General features: G+C 64.8%; 21 protein-coding genes. 20 read left to right on the plus strand and 1 reads right to left on the minus strand.

Going from position 1 to position 20,136, the window contains the following annotated elements:
• The first annotated feature begins 39 nt into the window (after positions 1–39).
• From XW59_RS02630 to XW59_RS02680, 11 genes are all read left to right on the plus strand, one after another.
• Positions 40–684, plus strand: a complete 645-nt coding sequence (locus tag XW59_RS02630; protein ID WP_047145684.1) for an arylesterase — start codon at positions 40–42, stop codon at positions 682–684.
• A 131-nt stretch (positions 685–815) separates the two neighbouring features.
• Positions 816–1,415: an RNA 2',3'-cyclic phosphodiesterase gene (gene thpR / locus XW59_RS02635; RefSeq protein ID WP_047145534.1), complete on the plus strand. Its 600-nt coding sequence runs from the start codon at positions 816–818 to the stop codon at positions 1,413–1,415.
• A 69-nt stretch (positions 1,416–1,484) separates the two neighbouring features.
• A complete protein-coding gene (locus tag XW59_RS02640) occupies positions 1,485–1,856 on the plus strand; it encodes a YkvA family protein (protein ID WP_047145685.1) in 372 nt (123 codons plus the stop codon).
• A 271-nt stretch (positions 1,857–2,127) separates the two neighbouring features.
• Positions 2,128–2,631: an invasion associated locus B family protein gene (locus XW59_RS02645; protein ID WP_047145535.1), complete on the plus strand. Its 504-nt coding sequence runs from the start codon at positions 2,128–2,130 to the stop codon at positions 2,629–2,631.
• Positions 2,632–2,798: 167 nt separating this feature from the next.
• Complete coding sequence (gene rlmN, locus XW59_RS02650) at positions 2,799–4,025, plus strand: 23S rRNA (adenine(2503)-C(2))-methyltransferase RlmN (RefSeq protein WP_047145536.1); 1,227 nt, start codon at positions 2,799–2,801, stop codon at positions 4,023–4,025.
• Between the two features lie 5 nt (positions 4,026–4,030).
• Positions 4,031–4,483, plus strand: coding sequence for a hypothetical protein (locus XW59_RS02655; protein WP_246665985.1), 453 nt, complete (start codon positions 4,031–4,033; stop codon positions 4,481–4,483).
• Between the two features lie 148 nt (positions 4,484–4,631).
• Positions 4,632–5,762: a TRAP transporter substrate-binding protein gene (locus XW59_RS02660; protein WP_137326967.1), complete on the plus strand. Its 1,131-nt coding sequence runs from the start codon at positions 4,632–4,634 to the stop codon at positions 5,760–5,762.
• 69 nt (positions 5,763–5,831) lie between these two features.
• Entirely contained in the window at positions 5,832–6,491 is a 660-nt protein-coding gene (locus tag XW59_RS02665) for a TRAP transporter small permease subunit (RefSeq protein WP_047145539.1), read from the plus strand.
• A complete protein-coding gene (locus XW59_RS02670) occupies positions 6,488–7,909 on the plus strand; it encodes a TRAP transporter large permease subunit (RefSeq protein WP_047145540.1) in 1,422 nt (473 codons plus the stop codon). Before XW59_RS02665 ends, XW59_RS02670 begins: the two co-directional genes overlap by 4 nt.
• A 6-nt stretch (positions 7,910–7,915) precedes the next feature.
• The gene (locus XW59_RS02675) at positions 7,916–8,101 is read left to right on the plus strand and encodes a hypothetical protein (protein WP_047145541.1); all 186 of its coding nucleotides are present in this window, start codon (positions 7,916–7,918) and stop codon (positions 8,099–8,101) included.
• 121 nt (positions 8,102–8,222) lie between these two features.
• Entirely contained in the window at positions 8,223–9,446 is a 1,224-nt protein-coding gene (locus tag XW59_RS02680; RefSeq protein ID WP_047145542.1) for an argininosuccinate synthase, read from the plus strand.
• A 276-nt stretch (positions 9,447–9,722) separates the two neighbouring features.
• Here the strand turns inward: XW59_RS02680 and XW59_RS02685 are convergent, their stop codons facing one another.
• The gene (locus tag XW59_RS02685; RefSeq protein WP_047145686.1) at positions 9,723–10,550 is read right to left on the minus strand and encodes a lytic murein transglycosylase; all 828 of its coding nucleotides are present in this window, start codon (positions 10,548–10,550) and stop codon (positions 9,723–9,725) included.
• A gap of 324 nt (positions 10,551–10,874) precedes the next feature.
• Here XW59_RS02685 and XW59_RS02690 point away from each other — a divergent pair, with 324 nt between their 5' ends.
• The 9 genes from XW59_RS02690 (at position 10,875) to XW59_RS02730 (ending at position 20,133) form a co-directional block, all read left to right on the plus strand.
• A complete protein-coding gene (locus XW59_RS02690) occupies positions 10,875–11,552 on the plus strand; it encodes a DUF1236 domain-containing protein (RefSeq protein ID WP_047145543.1) in 678 nt (225 codons plus the stop codon).
• Between the two features lie 305 nt (positions 11,553–11,857).
• A complete protein-coding gene (gene ffh, locus XW59_RS02695) occupies positions 11,858–13,435 on the plus strand; it encodes a signal recognition particle protein (RefSeq protein WP_047145544.1) in 1,578 nt (525 codons plus the stop codon).
• A gap of 11 nt (positions 13,436–13,446) precedes the next feature.
• Positions 13,447–13,794 (plus strand): chorismate mutase, encoded by a 348-nt coding sequence (locus XW59_RS02700; RefSeq protein ID WP_047145687.1) that lies wholly within the window; start codon positions 13,447–13,449, stop codon positions 13,792–13,794.
• Positions 13,791–14,297 carry a GNAT family N-acetyltransferase gene (locus XW59_RS02705; RefSeq protein WP_047145545.1) on the plus strand — a complete coding sequence of 169 codons (507 nt, stop codon included), beginning with the start codon at positions 13,791–13,793 and terminating at the stop codon, positions 14,295–14,297. Before XW59_RS02700 ends, XW59_RS02705 begins: the two co-directional genes overlap by 4 nt.
• Positions 14,298–14,326: 29 nt before the next feature.
• Entirely contained in the window at positions 14,327–14,755 is a 429-nt protein-coding gene (rpsP, locus tag XW59_RS02710) for a 30S ribosomal protein S16 (RefSeq protein ID WP_047145688.1), read from the plus strand.
• A 231-nt stretch (positions 14,756–14,986) separates the two neighbouring features.
• A complete protein-coding gene (locus tag XW59_RS02715; protein WP_047145689.1) occupies positions 14,987–15,697 on the plus strand; it encodes a DUF899 family protein in 711 nt (236 codons plus the stop codon).
• Positions 15,698–15,822: 125 nt separating this feature from the next.
• The gene (locus tag XW59_RS02720; protein ID WP_047145546.1) at positions 15,823–16,638 is read left to right on the plus strand and encodes a methyltransferase domain-containing protein; all 816 of its coding nucleotides are present in this window, start codon (positions 15,823–15,825) and stop codon (positions 16,636–16,638) included.
• A gap of 139 nt (positions 16,639–16,777) precedes the next feature.
• Complete coding sequence (locus tag XW59_RS02725) at positions 16,778–18,916, plus strand: TonB-dependent siderophore receptor (protein ID WP_082137570.1); 2,139 nt, start codon at positions 16,778–16,780, stop codon at positions 18,914–18,916.
• Positions 18,916–20,133 carry an MFS transporter gene (locus XW59_RS02730; RefSeq protein ID WP_047145547.1) on the plus strand — a complete coding sequence of 406 codons (1,218 nt, stop codon included), beginning with the start codon at positions 18,916–18,918 and terminating at the stop codon, positions 20,131–20,133. The genes XW59_RS02725 and XW59_RS02730 overlap by 1 nt, the downstream gene beginning before the upstream one ends.
• The last annotated feature ends 3 nt before the right edge of the window (positions 20,134–20,136 follow it).

A 20,136-nucleotide genomic window follows, 5' to 3' on the forward strand; every position in this document is an offset into this window, starting at 1 on the left:
GCGGCGGGCAGGTTGCCGCACCAATATGGGTTGAAAATCATGGCTTTCAAACAGTTCCTCGGCGGCTTGATCGCGACCTTCCTGGCCGTTTCGACGGCGATCGGCGCGGCGAACGCGGAAACGTTCAAGATCGTCGGCCTCGGTGACAGTTTGATGGCCGGATACATGCTGGATGCCGGCGAATCCTTCCCGGAAAAGCTTGAAGAAGCGCTGAAGGCGCGCGGTCACGATGTCGTGATCACCAATGCCGGCGTGTCGGGAGACACGACCAGCGGCGGTCTTTCCCGGCTCGACTGGTCCGTGCCCGACGATACCGACCTCGTCATATTGGAGCTCGGCGCCAACGACATGCTGCGCGGCATCCCGCCGGAACTGACCGAGCGCAATCTCGTTTCGATGATCGAGCGCCTGCGCGAGCGCGGCATCGAAATCCTGCTTGCCGGGATGATGGCCGCGCCCAATCTGGGCAGCGGTTATGCGGACGAGTTCAATGCCATCTATCCACGCCTCGCCGAAAAATACGACCTCGCCTTCTACCCGTTCTTCCTCGACGGGGTGGCGGCGGAGCGGAGCCTGCTTCTCGACGACGGGATGCACCCCAACCCGCAGGGCGTGGATCGCATGGTCGAGGGCGCCTTACCCGCGGTCGAAAAGATGCTTCCGGACAAGGCCGACAATTCCTGACCACATTTTGCCGGCTGAATGGCAGGCGGCGGACCATCCACAAGGGGGATCGCCGCAGCGCACAAAACCGCTTGCCCAAGGGTGCGATCGGTGATTCGCTGTCCAAGAGCAGTCGATTCGAGGAGGTAGCAATGCCGCGACTTTTCACCGCCCTCGAGATACCGCGTGACGCCGCCCTTTCGCTCTCCCTCCTGCGCGGCGGACTTCCCGGAGCACGCTGGATCGATGTCGAAAGCTATCACCTGACGCTGCGCTTCATCGGCGATGTCGAGGGCCATGTGGCCGACGAGATCGCCAATGCGCTCGACAGGGTGCGCCGGCCATCCTTCAGCCTGACCCTTTCCGGGGTCGGGGCTTTCGGGTCGAAGAAGCCGCATTCCATCTACGCGGGCGTCATGCCCTCGCCGGAACTCAACGCGCTGCAGGCGGAGATCGAGCGGATCTGCCAGCGCCTCGGCCTGCCGGCCGACCCGCGCAAGTTCGTGCCGCATGTCACGCTGGCAAGGCTGCGCCATGCGAGCCCGCTCGACATCGCCGGCTATCTCTCGGCGCGCGGGAATTTCGCGACGCTCCCCTTCAAGGTCAACCGCTTCGTGCTGATGTCGTCGCGCGATTCGGTCGGCGGCGGTCCCTATATCGTCGAGGAGGCGTGGCCGCTCGCCGGCGGCGACACGAGGCGGCAGGTCGAGCATGCAGGCAACGCGCATCACGCCTCGCGCATCATGCGGTAGAGGCCGGAGCCCGCACTTGCAATGACCGGCGCCGGCGCCCACATCTTCGCCGTCATGGAGAAGGATGCGATGGACGAGGCCAGGATGGCGGAAATCCTTCGGCCGGTCGGAGCCGAGGAGAACGAGCGCCGCGAGGAACGCGTGCGCGGCCAGTTCTGGCGCACGGCCAAGCGCGCCGCGCGCCAGATCCCGTTCATGGGGGAACTGGCGGCGGCCTATTATTGCGCGCTCGACCAGAATACGCCGACACGGGTTCGCGGCACGCTGCTCGCCGCGCTCGCCTATTTCGTCCTGCCGATCGACCTCGTTCCGGATTTCCTGGTCGGTTTCGGTTTCACCGACGACGTGGCGGCGCTGACCGCGGCGATCACGGCGGTGCGCGCGCATATCACCCCCGCCCATCGCGAGGCTGCCCGCAGGGCGCTCGCCGAACTCGACTGATTCTTTCGGCGTCCGCGCCGAATCCGGACGCTTCAGGTCAAATTCTCGCCTTGTTTCGTGTTTTCAACGCGTGAAGAGGGACTTCGAAAGTCGCAGCCGAAAGCGGGGAAACCGCTCGGCACGGGCGGGGTAGGCAAAGTGGCGGTGCGCCGGTTTCGGCGGAGTTCACCCTTTGGTAACCCTGATTAAGTTAGCGTGAAGGCAACGGGCCCGCTCGGGCGCGGCTCTACAAGCCTTTACACGGACCAGGACAGGGATAACGGTTACGACGATGCGTGGACTTATATCGACGATTTCCTGCCTCGCAATGCTCGCGGTCGCCTCGCCGGCGCTCGCTCAGTCTGCCACGAAGATTGGCCAGCACAATGCATGGGGCACCTATTCGTATCAGGCTCAGAACGGCAAGGTTTGCTACGTCCTGACCGTTCCGACCGACAAGCAGCCTACGAGCCTCGACCATGGCGACATCTATTTCTTCGTCAGCCAGAAGCCGGGCCAGAACGTCTCCTACGAGCCGCAGTTCATCGCGTCCTACGATTTCCAGTCGAACTCGAAGGTGCAGGTGACGGTGGGCGACAGGAACTTCACCATGTTCACGCGCGGCAAATCCGCGTGGATGGAGAATGCGGCGGAAGAGCCGCAGCTCATCGCCGCCATGCGCGGCGGCGCCGACATGAAGGTCCAGGCGAAGTCCGGCCGCGGCAACGACACCAACTACACCTTTTCACTGCGCGGCATAACCGCGGCGCTGAACTCGATCCAGAGCTGCAACTGAAGCAAACGAGCAGGAATGCCGAAAGGCCGGGGCAGCGCTCCGGCCTTTCGGCGTTGAAGGCGGCGGCGGGTGACGCGCGGCGACCTTCGTGATATGAGCACCTGAAACTCCGGCCGGGCCCGCAATATATAGGTCCGCATTGGCCGGACAGTGGATTTCCAGAAACCATGACGCTTTCGCTCGATCTTACCAGCAACGACACGCGCGCCGCGCTGCGCCCGCTCACCAGTGAGAAGCCGTCCCTCATCGGCCTGACCCGCGAGGAGATGGCCGACGCGCTGGGGAAGGCCGGCGTGCCCGAGCGCCAGCGCAGGATGCGCGTGCAGCAGCTCTGGCACTGGCTCTATGTGCGCGGCGTTTCCGATTTCTCGCAGATGTTCAACATCTCGAAGGATCTGCGGACGACGCTCGACGCCCATTTCACCGTCGCCCGGCCGGAGGTGGTCGAGGAGCAGATCTCCAACGACGGCACGCGCAAATGGCTGTTCCGCTTTCCGCCGCGCGGGGCCGGCAGGCCGGTCGAAATCGAGACGGTCTACATTCCCGAGGAAGGACGCGGCACGCTCTGCATCTCCAGCCAGGTCGGCTGCACGCTTACCTGCTCCTTCTGCCACACCGGCACGCAGAAGCTGGTGCGCAACCTGACGGCCGAGGAAATCCTCGCCCAGCTCATGACGGCGCGCGACCGGCTCGGCGACTTTCCCGACCGCGACACGCCCGACGGCGCGATCGTGCCGGCGGAGGGCCGCAAGGTGTCCAACATCGTGATGATGGGCATGGGCGAGCCGCTCTACAATTTCGAGAACGTCAAGAAGGCGCTGCTGATCGCGTCGGACGGCGACGGGCTTTCCCTGTCGAAAAGGCGCATCACGCTGTCGACCTCCGGCGTCACGCCGGAGATCGCCCGCACCGGCGAGGAGATCGGCGTCATGCTCGCCATTTCGCTGCACGCCGTGCGCGACGATCTGCGCGACATGCTGGTGCCGATCAACAAGAAGTACCCGCTCGAGCAGCTCATGGAGGCCTGCAGGAACTATCCCGGCCTTTCCAACGCGCGCCGCATCACCTTCGAATATGTGATGCTCAGGGACGTCAACGATTCGCTCGACGACGCCAAGGAACTGGTGCGGCTTCTGCGCGGCATACCGGCCAAGATCAACCTGATCCCGTTCAATCCGTGGCCGGGCACCAACTATCAGTGCTCTGACTGGGAAACGATCGAGAAGTTCGCCGATTACATCAATCAGGCCGGCTACGCCTCGCCGATCCGTACCCCGCGCGGGCGCGATATCCTCGCCGCCTGCGGCCAGCTCAAGTCCGAATCGGAGCGGATGCGGAAATCCGAGCGGCTGGCGCTGGAAGCCATGATGATCGCGGGGCACGGCGAGGCTTGAGCAGCGTGTTCGCCTATCTCACGCGCTTCGCCGTCATCCTGTTCGGCTATGTGGTGGCGTCGCTCGCGGCGGCCGCCTTCCTCAATCTTCTGCTGCTCGGCGCCGTCGGCTTCGCCGAGGAGGCGCCCGCCGACGCGGTGACGATGTCGGTCGCGGTCACCGCGCCGTTCCTCGCCATGCTGGTCGCCTACTACGCCTTCGTTCCGGCGATGGCGGTGATTCTCGTTTCCGAGATCCTCGGCAAGCGCGACTGGCTCTTCCACGCGATCGGCGGCGCCGGCGTGGCGCTTTGCGTGATCGTGCTCTCCTTCATGGGGCTGGAAGGCCCGTTGGCCGGCGACGGCTATTCGTTCGTCGCCGCGGTCATCGGGGCGGGCATCGTCGGCGGGATCGCCTATTGGCTGGTCGCCGGCCGTTCCGCCGGGCGCGGACTGGAACGGGTCGCCGACCCGGACTGACCGGTCTTCCGACAAACGCGTCTTCTTGCCGGCGCGAAAAACTCTTATCCCAACGTCCAAGTTGAAGCCTATTGCGCCAAGTACGCGATCGCCTATTCTGTCTCCGCTGAAAATAAAAACAACAAACAGCACAAAGGGAGGAGATAGAATGTCTGACAGTGCATTTTCTCGCCGTAAATTCCTTAAGAACGGAGCTTTCGCAGGCGCGGCCGCCACGGGTGCCCTGGCGGCGCCGGCCGTGCTTGCCCAGGCACCCGTAACCATCAAGATGCAGACCTCGTGGCCTGCTTCCGACATCTGGATGGATTTCGCCCGCCAGTATATCGAGCGGGTGGAGCGCATGTCCGCCGGCCGGATCAAGTTCGAACTTCTGCCGGCCGGCGCGGTCGTCGGCGCCTTCCAGGTGCTCGACGGCGTCAATGACGGCGTCATCGACGCCGCCCACACCGTTCCGGTCTACTGGTACGGCAAGCACAAGGCAGCGTCGCTGTTCGGCACCGGCCCGGTGTTCGGCGGCAGCGCGACCACGATGCTCGCCTGGTTCCATCAGGGCGGCGGCAAGGATTTCTACCGCGAGCTCACGCAGGACATAATGGGGCTCAACCTCTACGGCTTCTACGGCTTCCCGATGCCGGCGCAGCCCTTCGGCTGGTTCAAGAATCCGGTCACCCAGGTGGCGGAGGTCAACGGCTACAAATACCGCACGGTCGGCCTTGCGGCGGACCTCATGCAGAGCATGGGCATGAGTGTCGCCCAGCTTCCGGGCGGCGAAATCGTGCCGGCCATGGAGCGCGGCGTCATCGATGCCTTCGAGTTCAACAACCCGTCGTCCGATATCCGCTTCGGTTCGCAGGACGTGGCCAAACACTACATGCTCTCATCCTATCACCAGGCGAGCGAATCCTTCGAGTTCCTGTTCAACAAGGACGTGTTCGACGATCTCGACGAGGACCTGCAGGCGATCCTCGAATATTCGGTGGAGGCGGCCAGCACCGCGAACACGGCGCTTGCGCTCGACAACTACTCCGCCGATCTCGCCAAGCTGCAGAACGACCATGACGTGACCGTGCATCGCACGTCGAAGGAGATACTCGACGCGCAGCTCAAGGCATGGGACCAGATCATCCCGACGCTCGAGGCCGACCCGTTCATGAAGCGCATTCTCGACAGCCAGCGCGAATGGGTCGAACGCGTCGTGTTCTACGAACTGATGAACTCGGCCGACCTGGCGCTCGCCTACGAGCATTACTTCCCAGGCAAGCTGAAGCTCGAAGGATAAGCCTTCCACCTGAAGCCGGTCCGGCGGCGAGAGTTGACCCGCCGGGCCGCCTCTGAGGGGATTTCTCGGATGCTCCGCTATATCGCATTCGCCGACGAGTTGTCGGCGTGGTTCGGCAAGGTGTTCGCCTGGGGCGTGGTGGTGATGGCGCTGGGCGTCGGCTACGAGGTCGTCGTCCGCTACTTCTTCCGCGCACCGACCGCCTGGGCCTTCGACCTGAGCTACATGCTCTACGGCACGCTGTTCATGATGGCCGGCGCCTACACGCTGTCGCGCGACGGCCATGTGCGCGGCGACTTCATCTACCGTTTGTGGAAACCGCGCACCCAGGCCGCGCTGGAGCTGGTGCTCTACATCATCTTCTTCTTTCCCGGCGTGACGGCGCTGGTGTTCTCGGGGTGGAAATACGCCAGCCGTAGCTGGCGCTATCTCGAGGTCAGCTCGAACAGCCCGGCGGGCGTGCCGATCTTCCAGTTCAAGACGGTGATCGTCGCGGCCGGCATCCTGCTCTTCCTGCAGGGGATCGCGCAGGTCTTCCGCTGCATCGTGTGCCTGCGCACCGGCGAATGGGTCAAGGCCGCCGAGGACGTCGAGGAACTCGACAAGGTGCTGCTCGAGACACAGAGCCTGGACGTGCTCAGGCACGGCGCGGAAGCGGTCGACATTCCCTCGGGCCTCGACCCTTCCACTATCGATCCCGGCAAACCGCAGGACGGTGACCCCCGATGACAGACGCTCACATCGCCGTCGGGATGCTGCTCATCCTGATCCTCACCATCTTCCTCGGCTTTCCCGTCGCCTTCACGCTGATGGCGCTGGGCGTGGGCTTCGGCTACTACGCCTATTTCGACGCGGGCCGGATGTGGCGGGCCTATGACCGCGCCGTGGAATCCGGCGCCGACGCCTTCACCCAGTGGGAGACCTGGCTCGGCGGCTTCTTCAACAACCGCATATTCGATCTTTTCGTCAACCAGACCTATTCGGTGATCCAGAACGACGTGCTCACCGCGATCCCGCTGTTCCTGTTCATGGGCTACATCGTGGAGCGCGCCAACATCGTCGACCGCCTGTTCTCCACGCTCTACATCGCCACGCGCCGGCTGCCCGGCTCGATGGCGGTCGCGGCGCTCGTCACCTGCACGCTCTTCGCCACCGCCACCGGCATCGTCGGAGCGGTGGTCACGCTGATGGGGCTGCTGGCGCTCCCAGCCATGCTCAAGGCCAAGTACGACGTGCGCTACGCGACCGGCGTCATCTGCGCCGGCGGCACGCTCGGCATCCTGATCCCGCCGTCGATCCTGCTCATCGTCTATGCCGCGACATCGGGCATATCGGTGGTGCGCATGTATGCGGCGGCGCTGCTGCCCGGCCTTCTGCTGGCCGGGCTCTATCTGGCCTATGTGATCACGCGGGCGGTGCTGAAGCCGAGTCTGGCGCCGCAGCCGACCAAGGAGGAAACCGGCGACCACAGCGCGATCGAGATCGCGTGGATGATGCTCACCTCCTTCGTGCCGCTCGCCTTCCTCATCCTCGCCGTGCTCGGGGCGATCCTGTTCGGCTTCGCGACGCCCTCGGAGGCGGCCGCCATCGGCGCGCTCGGCGGCCTGATCCTCGCCGCGGTCTACCGGGCACTGACATGGCAGAGGTTGCGGGAATCGGTCTATCTGACGGCGCGCACCTCGGCGATGGTCTGCTGGCTGTTCGTCGGCTCGGCCACCTTCGCCTCCGTCTTCGCCTATCTGGGCGGGCAGCAATTGATCAGCGATTTCGTGACCGGCCTCGACATGTCGCCGCTGATGTTCCTGATCATGGCGCAGCTCATCATCTTCATCCTTGGCTGGCCGCTGGAATGGACGGAGATCATCGTCATCTTCATCCCGATCTTCATACCGCTGCTGCCGCATTTCGGCATCGACCCGCTGTTCTTCGGCATATTGGTGGCGGTCAACTTGCAGACGGCGTTCCTGTCGCCGCCGATGGCGATGTCGGCCTACTATCTGAAGGGCATCTCGCCCGCCCACGTGAAGCTCACCGACATCTTCATCGGCATGATGCCCTACATGGCGATCGTCATCCTGTGCATGGTGATCATGTATGTCTTTCCAGGCATCGTCTTCTCCCTGCCCAACGCGATCTACGGAGGCTAGGCGGCCATGGGAATGAAACGGTTCCTCGCGCTTTTCGCCCTCGTCGTCTTCGCCGCCTTCTGCAGCGTGGTGGTGATCTTCGTGCCGCATGTGGCGCTGGCGATCACCATATTCATCGGCCTGGCGCTCGCGGGTTACGACATCTGGGATCAACTGTTTCGCCGCCGCGGCCGGCCGGCGGGGCGAAGCTAGATTCCGGACGAGGCGTGGGGCCGCGGCTGGGCCTTGCCCGCGCGGACATTCCTGATAAAAGTGCCGCCGAAGAAAACGGGCGGCGCGGGCCGCCGCGATGTCACGGAAATCCGGGGTCAGAATGTCCAAGTGGAAAGACGTCAAGAAGGTGGTGCTGGCCTATTCGGGCGGGCTCGATACCTCGATCATCCTGAAGTGGCTGCAGACCGAGCTCGGCGCGGAAGTCGTCACCTTCACCGCCGATCTCGGCCAGGGCGAGGAACTCGAGCCGGCACGCAAAAAGGCGGAGATGCTCGGCATCAAGGAGATCTTCATCGAGGACGTGCGCGAGGAATTCGTGCGCGATTTCGTCTTCCCGATGTTCCGCGCCAATGCCGTCTATGAAGGCGTCTACCTGCTCGGCACCTCGATTGCCCGACCGCTGATCTCCAAGCATCTCGTCGACATCGCCCGCCAGACGGGCGCCGACGCGATCGCCCATGGCGCCACCGGCAAGGGCAACGACCAAGTCCGCTTCGAGCTTTCCGCCTATGCGCTGAACCCCGACATCAAGATCATCGCGCCGTGGCGCGACTGGTCGTTCAAGAGCCGCACGGACCTGCTCGACTTTGCCGAAAAGCACCAGATCCCGGTCGCCAAGGACAAGAAGGGCGAGGCTCCCTTCTCCGTCGACGCCAACCTGCTGCACTCCTCCTCCGAGGGCAAGGTCCTGGAAGATCCGGCGCAGGAAGCGCCGGAATACGTCCACATGCGCACCATTTCGCCGGAGGCAGCGCCCGACAAGGCGACGATCATCAAGATCGGCTTCGAGAAGGGCGACGCCGTTTCGATAGACGGACAGCGTCTGTCGCCCGCGACGCTGCTGGCAAAGCTCAACGATTATGGCCGCGACAACGGCATCGGCCGTCTCGATCTGGTCGAAAACCGCTTCGTCGGCATGAAATCGCGTGGAGTGTATGAAACCCCGGGCGGCACGATCCTGCTCGCGGCGCACCGCGCCATCGAGTCGATCACGCTCGATCGGGGGGCGGCACACCTCAAGGACGAGCTGATGCCGCGCTATGCCGAACTGATCTATTACGGCTTCTGGTTCTCCCCGGAGCGCGAGATGCTGCAGGCGGCGATCGATCTCAGCCAGAAGAACGTCGAGGGCGAGGTGACGCTGAAGCTCTACAAGGGCAACGTCATGGTCGTCGGCCGCGAGAGCGCGAAATCGCTCTATTCCGACAAGCTGGTCACCTTCGAGGACGACCGCGGCGCCTACGACCAGAAGGATGCCGCCGGTTTCATCAAGCTCAACGCGCTGCGGCTGCGCACACTGGCCGCCCGCGACCGCAAGGGCTGATCCGGCCTTTTCGAGGATAGGAAGCGAAGAGCCCGGCCATCGCGCCGGGTTCTTTGTTTCCGGCGCCTGTTCGCCGTCCCGTCTTTCCGATGCCGGACAGAGGCCGCGACGCTCCTCGAGCCTGCCAGGCGGCACTCCTGCGCGATGCCCGCGGAAGGCGAGGGAAACGGGCGGGGCGGCCGCGCACCACCGGTTTCCCCGAAAAGAAAAGACCCGGCACAAGGCCGGGTCCGTCATCTGCTTCGCGCCCTCGTCGGAGGGACGAGCGCCGTGAGATCAGTTGCCGTCGATTTCCGCGCCGATGATGGCGATCGCCTGCTGGTAGACGCGAGCCGCGTTCCAGCCCTGCAGGGCGCCGAAATTCGCCTGGCCGGGCTGGTAGCCGCCGCCGGGGCGCCAGCCATGGCCGCGCAGGAAATTCGCCGTCGAGGCGAGCGCGTCGGCGCGCGATCGGATCAGATCGACGCGGCCGTCGCCGTCGCCGTCCACGCCATATTTCAGAACGTTCACGGGCAGGAACTGCGTCTGGCCGATCTCGCCATGGGCGGCGCCGATGGCGTCGGGGTTGAGCGAGCCGTTCTGCACGAGCTGCAAGGCCGCGTAGAGCTGGTTGGTGAAATAATCGGAGCGCCGGCAGTCATAGGCGAGCGTGGCGACGGCGGAAAGGATGTGCTGGTTGCCGAGGAAGCCGCCGAAGCCGGTTTCCATGCCCCAGATGGCGAGCAGCGGGCCCGCCGGCACGCCGTAGCGGCGCTCGATGCTGGCGAAGAGCTGCGCGTGCTGCCGCTTCAGGGACTTGCCCTTGGAGGCGATCTGCTTGCCGCCGCGCCGCTGCATGAACTGGTCGAGGGACAGCTTGAAGCTCTTCTGGTTGCGGTCGGCCGCGATCGTCTTGCTGGCGTATCTGGTGCGGTCCAGTGCCCGCAGGGCGGATTCGCCGATGCCGCGAGAGGCGGCTTCCTGGCGGAACTGGACTTTCCAGTTCTCGAATCCGCCTGAATTGTTTCCGCATTGCGCGGCCTGAGCCGTACCCGCCGAGAGCCCGAGGGTCCCGAGAGCAATGAATGCGGCTGCGAACAGCCCACCCCATCCAGACGTCGCCATTCCCATCTCCTGATGTCCCCAGTGGGGGACTTTGCCAACGAAAGACCGCCGACTAGCCGCCCGCGCGTTGATTTTCAAGCTCCGCGCCGCAACGCGGAGCGATGCGGCACTTATAAACGAAATGCCGTTACCGGTGCCTTACTCGCTGTGGCTTCGCAATGGAAGATGACAATGTTGTGATCTCCGCCCGGAACTTGGGCCTGGCAGTAACGTTGCATCCCAACTGTTGTAATAAAGTGTCATCGGCTCCTCGTGTCTTTTCGGAACTCCCTAATATGCCGGCCCGTTAGGGCTGCGAAGGGAAACGCCACAGGAGTAGGATCAATGAAGACCAAGCTTCTCTTATCGGCCGCGGGCGCCGTTCTTGCGATGACTGGCGCGGCGATGGCGCAAACGGTCGTCGTGGCGACCACCGATCTCAACATGCGCGCCGGACCCGGCCCCCAATATCCGGTGATCGGCGCGATCGCCATCGACGGCGAGGCGATGCTCGACGGCTGCCTGGAAAGCGGAAGATGGTGCCAGGTCAGCTATAACGGCGTCCAGGGCTGGGCCTATTCCGACTATCTGATCGCCGATAGCGGCGGTGTCGAGGTGGTCGTGACCGAGCGCCCGGCGGAAATGCAGGTTCCCGTCGTCACTTACGACGATACGGATGAAGTGGCCGCGGGCGGTGTCGCGGGCGCGGCGACCGGCGCCGTCGCCGGCGCGATCATCGGAGGGCCGGTTGGCGCGGCCGTCGGCGGCATAGCGGGCGCGGCGACCGGCGGCGCGGCCACCAGCGTGCTGGTCGAACCCACGCCGGAAGTTCGCGACTACGTGCTCCAGCACGAGGTCGAGCCGGTCTATCTGGAAGGCGAGGCCGTGGTGGGCGCGAGCCTGCCGGAGACCGTCGAGGTCCGGGAGATTCCGGACTATGAATATCGCTACGTCTATGTGAACGGGCAGCCGGTTCTGGTCGAGCCCGAGACACGACGCATCGTCTACGTCGTTCGCCAGTAGCTCGTATCGCGGACGGTGAAGAAGGCCGCCGGCAGCGCGCCGGCGGTCTTCCTGCGTGAAAAACGCGGTAAAACTTGACTCCGCCGGCGTTTTCCTGTCTAGAGGCGCCGAATTCAGCGACGAGTGATAACTCCGAGCCGCCGACCGGGACGACCCTGTGCAGGAAATCGCACATCGATCCCGGAGGTCAACACCCGGCAGCGCGATGCGCCCCCGGGTGCTTTTCGGCTTTGGGTTTGGCACGGGCGCGGAAAGGCACTACCTCTTCGGCAGTCGATTTGGTTGCCAGAGGACAGGACAAGCGGATGTTTGAATCACTTCAGGAACGCCTCGGTTCGATATTGAACGGCCTCACCGGTCGTGGCGCGCTTTCGGAAGCCGACGTCTCGGCCGCGCTGCGCGAAGTGCGCCGCGCGCTGATCGAGGCCGACGTCGCGCTGGAGGTGGTGCGTCCCTTCGTCGACCGCGTGCGCGCGAAGGCGGTGGGCGCGGAAGTCCTGAAGTCGATCAAGCCCGGCCAGATGGTCGTCAAGATCGTCCATGACGAGCTGATCGAGACGCTCGGCGCGGAAGGCGCCCCGATCGATCTCAACGCGCCCGCGCCGGTCGTCATCATGATGGTCGGCCTGCAGGGCTCGGGCAAGACCACGACCACAGGCAAGATCGCCAAGCGGCTCACGGAGCGTCAGAACAAGAAGGTTCTGATGGCGTCGCTCGACACGCGCCGCCCGGCCGCGCAGGAGCAGCTTCGCCAGATCGGCGAGCAGGTGAAGGTCGCGACGCTGCCGATCGTCGCCGGCCAGTCGCCGGTCGACATCGCCAAGCGCGCCGTCCAGGCGGCTAGGCTCGGCGGTCATGACGTGGTCATTCTCGACACCGCCGGCCGCACCCATATCGACGAGCCGCTGATGGCGGAGATGGCCGACATCAAGCGCGTCTCCTCGCCGCACGAAATCCTGCTCGTCGCCGACTCGCTGACCGGCCAGGACGCGGTCAACCTCGCCAAGAATTTCGACGAGCGCGTGGGCATCACCGGTCTCGTGCTCACCCGCATGGACGGCGACGGGCGCGGTGGCGCGGCGCTTTCCATGCGCGCCGTCACCGGCAAGCCGATCAAGCTGATCGGCACCGGCGAGAAAATGGATGCGATGGAGGAATTCCATCCCAAGCGCATCGCCGATCGCATCCTCGGCATGGGCGACATCGTCAGCCTCGTCGAGAAGGCCGCCGAGACCATCGACGCGGAAAAGGCCGCGGCGATGGCCAAGAAGATGCAGTCGGGCAAGTTCGACCTGAACGACCTGGCCGACCAGCTCGCCCAGATGCAGAAGATGGGCGGCATGGGCGGCATCATGGGCCTGATGCCGGGCATGGGGAAGATGAAGGACCAGATGGCGGCCGCCGGCCTGGACGACAAGATGTTCGGCCGCCAGATCGCCATCATCCAGTCGATGACGAAGGCGGAGCGGGCAAATCCGGATCTCCTCAAGCACAGCCGCAAGAAGCGCATCGCAGCCGGCTCGGGCACCGACGCCGCGCAGATCAACAAGCTTCTGAAGATGCATCGCCAGATGGCCGACATGATGAAGGCCATGGGCGGCAAGGGCAAGGGCGGCGGCATGATGCGCGGCCTGATGGGCGGCATGGCGCAGAAGATGGGCCTGGGCGGTCTCGGCGGCATGGGCGGCATGCCCGACCTTTCCAAGATGGACCCGAAGCAGCTCGAGGCGCTGCAGAAGCAGGCCGAAGCGGCGGGTCTCGGCGGCGGCCTTCCCAAGGGCCTGCCGGGCGGGTTGCCCGGTGGAATGCCCGGCCTGCCCGGCGGATTGAAGCTTCCCGGCCTGCCGGGAGGAGGATTGCCCGGACTGGGCAAGAAGAAATGACGAGGGAGACGATGAGCGAAGCGGACGACGTGGAAAAGGCGAAGGAAATCCTGGCGGGCTACCGCGCATCGATCGACAATATCGATGCCGCGCTGATCCACATGCTGGCCGAGCGTTTCCGCTGCACCCAGGCCGTGGGCATGCTCAAGGCCGCGCACGGCCTGCCGCCGGCCGATCCGGCGCGCGAGCAGATCCAGATCGAGCGGCTGCGCAGGCTGGCCGACGAGGCCAATCTCGATCCCGATTTCGCGGAGAAGTTCCTGAACTTCATCGTCCGCGAGGTCATCCGCCATCACGAGGCGATCGCCGAGACGCATGGCGCGAACCAGTCCGATGCGGTCGAAAGGACGGCGTCTTGACGATACCTGTCCTCGAAACCGAGCGGCTGTCGCTGCGGGGCTGGCGAAAGGATGATTTCGCCGCCTACGCCGCGTTCTGCGCGGACGAGGATCGTGTCCGCTATATCGGCGGCGCGAAGAACGAATATCAAGCCTGGACGGCATTTGCCGCCATGGCGGGCGAGTGGCTGCTCAACGGCTACGGCCTGTTCGCTGTCGAAGAGCGGCAGGAAGGGCGTATCGTCGGCTATGCCGGGCTGTGGCACCCGCCCTATATCGACGAGCCGGAGTTGGCATGGGGTCTCTATGCTGGGTTCGAAGGCCGCGGCTATGCCGCCGAGGCGGCACGCGCGGCGCGCGACTGGGCGGCCGAAGCGCTCGGCCTGCCGCCGCTGATGAGCTTCGTTCACCCCGAGAATCTGCCGTCTCAGGCGGTAGCGAAACGGCTGGGTGCGGCACCCATGCCACCAACCACGCTGCGCGGCGAGCCGCGCCTGCAATTCCGGCACGCATTGCCGGCTTGAAGCATGCCATTATCGAAAGGACCGAAACCATGGCACTGAAAATCCGACTGGCCCGCGCTGGCTCCAAGAAGCGCCCCTACTATCATGTCGTCGTCGCCGACGTGCGCAGCCCGCGCGACGGCCGTTTCATCGAGCAGCTCGGCTCGTGGAACCCGATGCTCCCCAAGGACGGCGAGCGCGTGAAGCTAAACGAGGAGCGTATCAAGCACTGGCTCGCCAACGGCGCGCTGCCGACCGACCGCGTGTTGCGCTTCCTCGACGAGGCCGGCATCTCCAAGCGCGACGCGCGCAGCAACCCGAAGAAGGCCGAGCCGGGCAAGAAGGCGCAGGAGCGCGTCGCCGCCGCCAAGCAGGCCGAGGAAGAAGCCGCCGCCAAAAAGGCTGACGCCGAAGCAGCCGCCGCCGAGGCCGCTGCCGCTCCGGCCGAAGAGGCGCCGAGCGAGGAAGCCGCCTCCTGATCGCTTCGCATTCGCGAAAAACGGAAAATGGCGGGCCTGTCCCGCCATTTTTTGCCCGCAAGGCGCTTTTTTGAACCGCGACCGTCGGCCTGCGACGTCATTTGTTTGTCAGGATCGATCCCCGCGACGGCGGTCGAAGCTCCTTCGTCTTTGACATCGGCCCATTATGTTGATATCAACGTTAATGCGGGGCAGGATCACATGGATCGCGAGAAGCGACAGGGAGCGGCCATGAACACGCAGACAGAACTTGTTCCCGCCAAGGAACTGGCGGAGAAGAACCGCGCCGGCTTTCCGAACGAAAGCGCCGAGTACAGAAGGGCGCGCAACGCGCTTCTTGCCGAGGAGATCGAGCTGAGGCGGCATATCGAGCGCGTCGCCGAGCTGCGCCGCAGGCTTCCGCCGGGCGGCGAGGTGACGAAGGACTATCGTTTCACGGGCGAGACCGGCCCGGTCAGCCTCGCCGAGCTCTTCGGCGACAAGGATACGCTCGTCGTCTACAGCTATATGTTCGGCCCGCAGCGCGAGAAACCGTGCCCGATGTGCACGTCGCTGATGGGATCGTTCGAAGGCAAGGTGCCCGACATCGAGCAGCGCGTGGCGCTGGCGATGGTCGCGCGTTCGCCGATCGAACGGCTGGTCGAGGCCAAGAAGGCGCGGGGATGGACGCAGTTGAAGGTCTATTCCGACAGCGATGGCGCCTATACGCGCGATTATGTCAGCGCGGAGGACGCGGATGTTCCCGGCTACACGGTCTTCACCCGCGGGGACGGCAGGATCCGGCATTTCTGGAGCGGCGAGATCGGCGGCGACATGGTCGATCCCGGCCAGGATCCGCGCGGCGCGCCCGACATGGACCCGTTGTGGACCCTTCTCGACACCACGCCGGAGGGCCGCGGCGCGGATTGGTATCCGAAGCTTGAGTATCGCAACGGCGGCTAGCCGCGATCGTCGGCCTGAACAGCCGAAGCGGCGGCTTAAGCTTTTTGGGCAGCTTTTGCCGGTTCCGCCGGACACCTATAAAATAGCCGCAGCTCGTCCAGTTCCCGCCGACGAGGAGGGAGAGCATGGCAGAACCCGACACATATCTGCTTGGCCGCGCCGAAGCAGAGGAAGCTCGCCTCAAGGGCCAGATCGCCAATCTCGCGCCCGATTCCGACGCGCAGCTCGACCGGATAGGCATAAGGCCGGGTGAACGCGTCGTCGATCTCGGCTGCGGTCCCGGCGGGGTGCTGCACCTGCTCGGCAAGCGCGTCGGCCACACCGGCTCGGTTCTCGGCATCGAGCGCAGCCCGCATTTCGTCGATCTCGCCCGCCGCTTCGCCGCCGGCCACGGGCTGACGCAGGTGGAGGTTCGCGAAGGCGACGCCTACGATACCGGGTTGCCGCGCGCCTCCTTCGACGGCGCGCATATGCGGCTCGTCCTCGTCAACGTGCCGCAGCCCGAACGTATCGTGCGCGAAATGGTGTCGCTCGTGCGGCCCGGCGGCTGGGTCGCCAGCTTCGAAGCGGACTATCTGGCGCATCTGTGCGACCCGTCGCTGCCTGCCTGGAGCCGGCTTCTCGAAGCCTATGGCGCCTATTCGGAGGCTCAGGGGATCGACCTCCACGTCGGCCGGCGCACCCATCGCCTGTTTCGCGACGCCGGCGTCGAGGACATCCATGTCGATGCGATCCTGCATGTCTATCCACCCGGCCACGACCGGCGGCCGATCCTCCGCGATTTCATCAACAATGTGCGCGGCGGGCTGCTGGAGGGAGGCTTCATCGCGCAGGCGGATCTCGACAGGGACATCGAGGCGCTTGAGCGTCATCTCGCCGATCCCGAGGTGCTGGTGACGTCGCATATTTTCTTTCGCCTCGTCGGCCGTATGCCGCCGTGACGCATATCCGGCCCGACCGTTACCCCTGCGCAACATGCCGACGCGCGCGGCGCGCGGCGGCGACATTTTAACTTGACTCCAAAACTCAATTTTGTGAGGCGCTACATCCAAACCGAACCGAGGGATGTGGAGAGGTCTCATGCGCGCCCGATCGACAAGCGGAAGCCTGAAGCTGGCATTGATGGGAGGTGCCGCCGCGCTCGTCGTGCAGTCGCACGGAGCGCTCGCCCAGGACGGCTCGGAGACGATCATGCTCGAGCGGCTGACGGTGGAGGCGGAGAGCGGCGACATCCTAGTCCAGGACGGCTATGTGGCGCGCCAGGACCGCATTGGCTCGAAGATCGACACGCCGCTCGCCGAAATACCGCAATCGATCTCGGTGGTGACGCAGGACCAGATCGAGGACCAGAAGCCGCGGACCCTCAACGAGGCGCTCGGCTACACCGCCAGCGCCAATCCCAACGGCTACGGCTTCGACAGCCGCTACGACGCCTTCTACCTGCGCGGCTTTCCGGCTCACTACAACAGCATCTTCCGTGACGGTCTGCGCCAGTACAACGGTCCTTCCGCCTGGTTCAAGACCGAGCCCTACGGGATGGAGGGCATCACGGTCCTCAAGGGCCCGGCCTCCTCGCTCTACGGCGTCAGCGGCGCCGGCGGCATCGTCAACATCGTGACCAAGCGGCCGAAGGACGAGCAGTTCCGCGAGGTCGAGGCGCTGTTCGGCAACAACGACCGCTACCAGGCGGCGTTCGACTTCTCAGGTCCGGTGAACGACGAGAAGACCATCCTCTACCGCATGACCGGCCTTGGAAGGCTGTCCGATACCGATCTGCCGGGCTATTCCGACGACAAGCTCTATCTGGCGCCGGCCCTCACCTTCAAGCCGGACGAGGACACCAAGCTGACGATCCTCAGCGAATATTCGCAGTCGGTCACCGGTTCCACCGCCTTCTTCTACAATCCCACCTACGGTACCGCCTCCGACATCTATTCCGGCGATCCGGCCTGGAACGATTTCAAGAACAAGCAGGGCCGCATCGGCTACGAATTCGAGCACCGCTTCAACGATCTGCTCACGGTGCGCCAGAACCTGCGCTACAGCGCCGTCGATTCCGACCTCAAATATAGCGGGTTCTGCACCGATCCGGACGAACTCGAATACTACAATTGCGAATACCCCGGCCGCAGTTGGGGTCACTACAAGGAGAAGACGAAGAACTTCGTCGTCGACAACATGGCGCAATTCGAGTTCGACACCGGCCCGGTCGAGCACACGGCGATCGCCGGCTTCGACTATGGCTGGTCTGACTACGACGCCCACTCGGCTCGCTCATATGTTTCCGTCGAGGATATCAGGTCGGCGCCGTTCTCCTTCGCCGGCAGCCAGGAGACCAGCCAATACGGCGTCTATCTGCACGACCAGATGAAGTGGAACAACTGGACGCTTTTTCTGAGCGGGCGGCACGATTGGGTCGACACCAAGAGCGTCGACTATCTGGAACGGGAAACGAACCAGACCGACCGGGAATTTTCCGGCCGCGTCGCGCTCTCCTACAGGACCGATTGGGGCGTCATTCCCTATGCCAACTACTCGACCTCGTTCTCGCCCAATCTCGGCTTCGTCTACGACGGGGTGACAAACGAGCGACGCCCCGCGCAGCCGACCAAGGCCGAGCAGATCGAGTTCGGCGTCAAATACGAGATTCCCGATACCAACGCGGTCGTCAGCGCCGCCTATTTCGACATCTCGCAGAAGAATGGCGTGGTGCTCGACGGTACGTTCGACGACGCCGGCAACCAGCGTCAGCGTCAGCTCGACCTGAGCTCGCGCGGCTTCGAGCTGGAGGCCAACGCCTCCTTCGACAACGGCTTCGGCCTGATCGCCTCCTACACCTATATGCGCATGAAGATCGAAGAGGGATTGCCCGGAACGGTCGGCAACGAGCTCTCCTCCACGCCCAATCACATCTTCTCGCTCTGGGGCCGCTACGACTTCCAGGAAGGCGCGCTTGCAGGGCTCGGCCTGGGTGCCGGCGTGCGCTATGTCGGCGAGAGTTATGGCGACGACCAGAACACGTTCAAGAACGCCGATCGCGCCTTCGTCGACGCAGCGATCTCCTACGATTTCGGCGCCCGCAATCCCGAACTCGACGGCCTGATGCTGCAGGTCAACGCGAAGAACCTGCTCGACACGCGCAAGCAGATCTGCACGGTCGGAAACTGCTATCTCGACGAAGGCCGCTCGGTCTTCGGCAGCCTGCGCTATCGCTTCTGATGCAGCGAGAGCGCGAGGTTCAGGCGCGGCCCTCGCCGATCGGCGTCTTCGCGACGGTCGGCGGGCTCTATGTCGCGCAAAGCGTTATCGGCGGCATCACCTGGAGCGGGTTGCCGGCGGTCATGCGCGCCGAGGGACTTCCGCTCGACCGCATCGGCCTGCTTTCGCTGATCATCCTGCCCTGGGCGCTCAAATTCCTCTGGGCGCCGGCGGTGGAGCGATACCGCCTTCCCTCGACGGGGCCGGCGCGCACGGCAACCATCGTGCTTGCCGGCGGCCTCGTCTCGATCATCGGCCTCGCCGTCGTCGGCGCCATCGGCCCGGCGGCTTTCATTCCGCTGATCGCCTGCCTGACGGTGGTGGCATTCGCCGCGGCTACGGTCGACATCGCCTGCGACGGCTATGCGGTGCAGAGCCTGTCCAGCGAGCACCACGGCTGGGGCAACGCCGCGCAGGTTGGCGGCGCCTATCTGGGCTCGGCGATCGGAGCAGGGCTTTTTCTCGTCCTCGTCGACGTTTCCGGCTGGCGGCTCGCGGTGTGGAGCATGGCGCTGCTTCTGTTCCTGCTCGGCCTGCCTTTCCTGCTCGGCGCTTCGCGCCGCGAGGCGCACGAGGTGCGCGGCCACGTGCCGTCGCTTCGCTCCGCGCTGAGAAGACGGGAGATCCGCCGCGGGCTGGCGGCCGCCGCGATCTACGTGATCGCGCAGAAAGCCGGGCTGGCGATGCTCGGTCCGTTTCTCATCGATGCCGGGCTGGACCTCGCCACCGTCGGCCTGCTCAACGGCGTCGGCAGCATGTTCGTCGGCGTTGCCGCCGCCCTGCTGGGCGGCGCGCTGGTGAGGCCGTGGGGCATTCGCAGCGTGCTGGTGACGGCGCTCATCCTGCAGGCGGCGTGCTTCGCCTTCTTCGCGGCCTACGATTTCGGCGACAGCGCGGCGGCCACGCTTTTGATGGTCGTTGCGGTGGCCAGTTCGTCCGGCATCCTCGCCGTCGGCTTCGTGGCGCTCTATGCGCAGTTCATGCGCTGGTCCGATCCGAAGCAGGCCGGCGTCGATTTCACGCTCTTCCAGTGCATGGATGCGCTGGTGAGCATGGCCGGCGGCGTTGCGGCCGGTTATGTGGCGGAGCATTTCGGCTATGGCGTCTTCTTTGCCGCGGCGGGCATGATCGCCGCGCTCGCCGTGCCGGCGATCGGCCTCGTCGCCGACCGGCACTGAGCG

It is taken from the genome of Aquamicrobium sp. LC103, from assembly GCF_001014615.2.
Lineage (GTDB): Bacteria > Pseudomonadota > Alphaproteobacteria > Rhizobiales > Rhizobiaceae > LBCQ02.

What these genes read in the sequence shown, in the direction of transcription:
- XW59_RS02630 (WP_047145684.1), top strand. Translation starts at nt 40, where the DNA reads ATGGCTTTCAAACAGTTCCTCGGCGGCTTGATCGCGACCTTCCTGGCC.
- thpR (WP_047145534.1), top strand. Translation starts at nt 816, where the DNA reads ATGCCGCGACTTTTCACCGCCCTCGAGATACCGCGTGACGCCGCCCTT.
- XW59_RS02640 (WP_047145685.1), top strand. Translation starts at nt 1,485, where the DNA reads ATGGACGAGGCCAGGATGGCGGAAATCCTTCGGCCGGTCGGAGCCGAG.
- XW59_RS02645 (WP_047145535.1), top strand. Translation starts at nt 2,128, where the DNA reads ATGCGTGGACTTATATCGACGATTTCCTGCCTCGCAATGCTCGCGGTC.
- rlmN (WP_047145536.1), top strand. Translation starts at nt 2,799, where the DNA reads ATGACGCTTTCGCTCGATCTTACCAGCAACGACACGCGCGCCGCGCTG.
- XW59_RS02660 (WP_137326967.1), top strand. Translation starts at nt 4,632, where the DNA reads ATGTCTGACAGTGCATTTTCTCGCCGTAAATTCCTTAAGAACGGAGCT.
- XW59_RS02665 (WP_047145539.1), top strand. Translation starts at nt 5,832, where the DNA reads ATGCTCCGCTATATCGCATTCGCCGACGAGTTGTCGGCGTGGTTCGGC.
- XW59_RS02670 (WP_047145540.1), top strand. Translation starts at nt 6,488, where the DNA reads ATGACAGACGCTCACATCGCCGTCGGGATGCTGCTCATCCTGATCCTC.
- XW59_RS02675 (WP_047145541.1), top strand. Translation starts at nt 7,916, where the DNA reads ATGGGAATGAAACGGTTCCTCGCGCTTTTCGCCCTCGTCGTCTTCGCC.
- XW59_RS02680 (WP_047145542.1), top strand. Translation starts at nt 8,223, where the DNA reads ATGTCCAAGTGGAAAGACGTCAAGAAGGTGGTGCTGGCCTATTCGGGC.
- XW59_RS02685 (WP_047145686.1), bottom strand. Translation starts at nt 10,550, where the DNA reads ATGGCGACGTCTGGATGGGGTGGGCTGTTCGCAGCCGCATTCATTGCT.
- XW59_RS02690 (WP_047145543.1), top strand. Translation starts at nt 10,875, where the DNA reads ATGAAGACCAAGCTTCTCTTATCGGCCGCGGGCGCCGTTCTTGCGATG.
- ffh (WP_047145544.1), top strand. Translation starts at nt 11,858, where the DNA reads ATGTTTGAATCACTTCAGGAACGCCTCGGTTCGATATTGAACGGCCTC.
- XW59_RS02700 (WP_047145687.1), top strand. Translation starts at nt 13,447, where the DNA reads ATGAGCGAAGCGGACGACGTGGAAAAGGCGAAGGAAATCCTGGCGGGC.
- rpsP (WP_047145688.1), top strand. Translation starts at nt 14,327, where the DNA reads ATGGCACTGAAAATCCGACTGGCCCGCGCTGGCTCCAAGAAGCGCCCC.
- XW59_RS02715 (WP_047145689.1), top strand. Translation starts at nt 14,987, where the DNA reads ATGAACACGCAGACAGAACTTGTTCCCGCCAAGGAACTGGCGGAGAAG.
- XW59_RS02720 (WP_047145546.1), top strand. Translation starts at nt 15,823, where the DNA reads ATGGCAGAACCCGACACATATCTGCTTGGCCGCGCCGAAGCAGAGGAA.
- XW59_RS02725 (WP_082137570.1), top strand. Translation starts at nt 16,778, where the DNA reads ATGCGCGCCCGATCGACAAGCGGAAGCCTGAAGCTGGCATTGATGGGA.
- XW59_RS02730 (WP_047145547.1), top strand. Translation starts at nt 18,916, where the DNA reads ATGCAGCGAGAGCGCGAGGTTCAGGCGCGGCCCTCGCCGATCGGCGTC.